This window comes from Microcystis sp. LSC13-02 (genome assembly GCA_002282935.1).
Lineage (GTDB): Bacteria > Cyanobacteriota > Cyanobacteriia > Cyanobacteriales > Microcystaceae > Microcystis.
The window spans coordinates 1-4,131 of the sequence record MTBT01000157.1; the positions used below are offsets into that span (position 1 = coordinate 1).

The following is a 4,131-nucleotide window of genomic DNA, read 5'->3' on the forward strand; positions in this document are numbered from 1 at the left end:
TCAAGCCGACCCTAGCGCCAAAAGATGACGATGAGATCATTCCAGCCGAAGAACTTGCTGAAAGCCAAGCAGCATGGCAAGATTATTTATCCAGTCGAGATACTGGAATCACTTCAACAGAATTAAAATACAAATTATTTGGAGATAAACTTGGCTGATTATATTCTACTTAGACAAGCAGAGCGCTACTTAGAAAGAATGCCAAAAAATGATCAAATTCGTATTCTTGAAGCTTTGGATACTTTGATTTAGGATTCTACAAAATTAGATATTAAACCCCTTTACGGAAGAGATGAACTAAGATTGCGAGTAGGTAAGTATCGGGTGTTTTTTTTTGAAGATAGAGATAACAATCTATACTTCAACTGGCAGAGCAGATAGAATCAGAAGAATTAAGCCTAAACAGTAGCTCTCTTTCATTGTAGGTAAAAGGGCAAAGGTTTAAGAAAAAATTATCATCTTCCCCTTTCCGACTTCTGCAAGCAGTCTATTAATTACTATTTTCTTCAGGAGGAGAAGGTGATAAAACAGGAGGAGCGATCGGTTCAATTTTATCCTCATTAACTGGGGGATTAATCACCTCTGGAACAGGAGAAGGAGAAGGAGAAGGGGAAGGAGAAGGAAGGGGAGAAACTTGAGGACTTGGCTCCGTTTCAGGAAGGGGAACAGGAATAGGAATTACTTCTTCTGGGGTGGGACTAGGAGTTAATTCTGGAGTCGCTTCTGGACTAGGAATCACCTCTGGGGTAGGAGTCGGGGATGGGGTAGGAGTCGGGGAATAAATGGGAGTCCGTTGACGAGAAGGTCGTCGGATAGGGGGAAAATCTTGGGAGGGAGGAGGAATGATTTCAGGACTAGGAGAAGGTTCGAGAGTTGGTGATGGTTCAATTTCCTCATTTTTGGGTAAAAGAGCCATAAATCCCCGATATCCTAGGGCAAAAGCCCCAATTGTCACCGCAAAAATCAGCAAAATCGACAGCCAAGTATTCTTTTTTTCCCCAAAATTGGGTTGAATAACCATAGTGGGGGAGACGGTTGGTTTTGGGGGTGTAGAGGACTTTAATCGGGGACTATGGGGAGAAACCGCGATAGTCGGTTGGGTGGACAAATCGGGGGAGATTTCTCCCAAAGCTGCCAACATTTCCCTGGCAGTAGCAAACCGATCCCGGGGATGAAAACGGATCGCTCGATCGATTACCATAGCTAAATTAGGATTAACATTTTCTGCCTCCTGTCGCCAGAGAATTTCCCCCGTACGCGAGTCAGTTTCTAGATATTGGGGAGTTTTTCCCGTTAATAAAAAAATCGCCGTTAAGCCTAGGCTGTAAAGGTCACTAGAAAAGACCGGTCTCCCAGCAGCCTGTTCCGAAGCCATATAACCGGGCGTGCCAAGGGCGATCGAATAGGCACTTTTTCCCGTAGGATCGAGTAAGGTGGCGACTGCTTCTTTCATTACCCCAAAATCGATTAAAACGGGCAAATTATCACTATTTCTTAAGATAATATTATCGGGTTTCACATCCCGGTGAATAATGCGGCGACTGTGAATAAAATCAAGAACAGGCAGTAAATTATCTAAAATCGTCCGCACTGCTGAGGAGGATAAATTTCCCTGTCGTTGCTGTTTTTGGGTTAGTGTCTCCCCTTCAATCCATTCCTGCACCAGATAGAAATGATTATCTTGGGCAAAATAACCGTATAAACGGGGTATTTGGCGATTTTGTTCCCCCAATTCCTCTAAAACGCTTGCTTCTTTCTGAAAACGTTCTTTTAACCATTCTGGCATCTCCTCACTTTGAATAGCTGGCTGCAATTTTTTAATCACACAGCGCCGTTGAGAAGGCATATTCGTATCGATAGCGATATAAGTTTCCCCAAATCCCCCCCTAGCAAGGGTACTAACAATTTGGTAGCGATTGTTTAAAAGCACTAGATTCATTACCCTGAGAGTGCAAGCGTGGTCATAAATTGTTCCTAGACTAACATTCTTTTGTTAAGGAAAAAGTCAAGGGAAAAACTAGAGTCAAGTCTAAGGAATCCAGCGACGGATTTTCGTCCAGAAAGCGCCATTATCTTGACTACTCATCTCCTGAAAACTTTGATAACAATCGTAGGCGCGATTAAGATGGGCGGTGATTTCCGTACGGCCAAGGAACGGGGCGAAGGATAGAGAATTTGGGCGATTAATGACCAATCTGCCCCATAACACAGCCGATAAACCGCTTTAACCCGCTCTTTTCCCAACTGTTGACAAGCTTGTAGATGCCATTGACGAAAATCTTTCCGCATCTGCTGATGAGTTCGCAAATCTCGCTGGGCAAATCTGCCATAGGCTATTTTATTGGCCCCGATAGTGTTAAAGTTCCCATTAGCGATCGCTTTTAGATCCCAGTAAAGATGATAAAAAGGATCTTGACCCAAGGCCAGACTTTCCAGAATTTCCTTAGCGTAACCTCTAGCCGGATTTAATTGCAATAATTCCCGTAATTCCCGACAAAACTGCTCCTTTTCAGGCATACTGCGCCATTGCCAATAGTTAATATCTGGTTTTGCCAGAGACTGCTGATAGAAACCGCGCCAGACTTGCGGAACAGTACAAGCGATCGGGGTAGCCAAAGGAGTAGCCAAGGGATAAAATTGACCCTTTAAAGAGCTTTCAGGAGCATCTTCCAGCAAACAAGCAAGATGATAGGTGGGATGACTACGGGGCTTTTTTTGGGGGCTAATAAACCAAAAAGCCGTTAAAATGAGAATGAGGTACAAGAGGAGAGAAAGAATTTGCTCCGCCATCGCAACTTTTAGTTAGTCTGCTGAGTTACTCGAAGAATTATAATTGGTGCTATGGTCGCTGAAAAGTTCTTTGTATCTCAGCTGATTGTCAGGAATCCACAAAACGGGGTGATATGCCGAAAGTTTCCCCATATCCTTACTCTGGTTATTCGGAAAGTTTCTGTATAATTAGTTAAACCTAAAAAATGAGGCAAAATAATGACGGACAAAAATAAGCCAGAAGAAGTTCAAGAGGCAATGATTTCAGTGGGAGTGGGTACGGCGATTGGAGCCAGTGCATCGGCAGTGGTTGGAGGTATGGGACTGGCTGTAGGAGGAACTGCTCTAGGAGTCGGTATGGCTCCAGTAGCAGCGGCAGGAGCAGTTGTCGGCACAGCAGTTTACGGAACCAAGAAAGCAATAGAAGAACAAGACGCAACGGCAATTGGAGCAGCGGCAATTGGTGCGGGTGCTGGAGCCGGTATATCGGCATTGGTTGGAGGTATGGGATTAGCAGTAGGAGGAACGGCGGTTGCAGTTACAATGGCTCCCGTAGCGGCAGTAGGAGCAGTAATTGGTTTGGCTGGGTATGGTATCTCTAAATTATTCACTGAGTAAGAATGGCTAAACGGAAAAGACAGTCCCCCAATGCTGCTCAAAAATTAGTAAGAGGAGCAATTCGGGACTTTATTAATCAGCTTAATGGCATAGTTATTGAGCCGGAGATAAATACTCCTGTAAAGGGGACAGAGGCTTGGTATCGGGACAAACTTGCTAGAGAATTAGGAGGAAAAACCGAGGTTTACATTGATAAGGTAGGTAGAATAGATGTCTTAACTAATACGGAAATAATTGAAGTTAAAAATACAAAAGGCTGGAAATCAGCGATTGGACAAATAAAGAGTTATGGACAGTATTATCCCAAACATAAAATGAGAGTTCACCTATTTGGGAAATTGACTGAAAGTAAACTGGAAACTATTCAGAGAGTATGTAACCTAGAAGGTATAACTCTAACTTGGGAATAGTATGATAGCCGCTCTGGTAGGGTGCGTTCCCTAATGCAAGTCCTACCGTTGCAGCGATCGATTTTAAGGAAACCCAACATCCTTACCTGTTACTATGAAAGGGTATAATAAGCTTACTTTAGATCATCAAGTAAGTAACAAAACCTTAATGGAAAGTCGTATCCATATCCATCCAGATATTTGTAATGGAAGACCTGTTATAGCTGGAACTCGAATTCCGGTGCAAACAGTTATGGAATTTTGGGGAGCAGGGGATTCTATTGAAGAAGTCCTTGAAGAATATCCCTCTCTGAATCGAGAAGATATTTATGCCTGTATGCAATTTGCAGCAAGA

At 43.3% G+C, this 4,131-nt stretch carries 4 protein-coding genes and 1 pseudogene; 3 read left to right on the forward strand and 2 right to left on the reverse strand.

The genetic code is table 11. The annotated features are described in order from the left end of the window. Window positions 1–490: 490 nt before the first annotated feature. Window positions 491–1,939 carry a serine/threonine-protein kinase gene (locus tag BGL89_RS09495; protein ID WP_286825507.1) on the reverse strand — a complete coding sequence of 483 codons (1,449 nt, stop codon included), beginning with the start codon at window positions 1,937–1,939 and terminating at the stop codon, window positions 491–493. Window positions 1,940–2,029: 90 nt separating this feature from the next. Next, window positions 2,030–2,790, reverse strand: a pseudogene (locus tag BGL89_RS09500) (J domain-containing protein). Between the two features lie 198 nt (window positions 2,791–2,988). Here BGL89_RS09500 and BGL89_RS09505 point away from each other — a divergent pair. The 3 genes from BGL89_RS09505 to BGL89_RS09515 all read left to right on the forward strand — a co-directional run. Beyond that, window positions 2,989–3,387, forward strand: a complete 399-nt coding sequence (locus tag BGL89_RS09505) for a hypothetical protein (protein ID WP_002746868.1) — start codon at window positions 2,989–2,991, stop codon at window positions 3,385–3,387. Window positions 3,388–3,389: 2 nt separating this feature from the next. Next, the gene (locus BGL89_RS09510) at window positions 3,390–3,797 is read left to right on the forward strand and encodes a hypothetical protein (protein WP_012265270.1); all 408 of its coding nucleotides are present in this window, start codon (window positions 3,390–3,392) and stop codon (window positions 3,795–3,797) included. Between the two features lie 148 nt (window positions 3,798–3,945). Continuing rightward, a partial coding sequence (locus tag BGL89_RS09515; RefSeq protein WP_286825508.1) for a DUF433 domain-containing protein occupies window positions 3,946–4,131 on the forward strand: 186 nt, incomplete at its 3' end.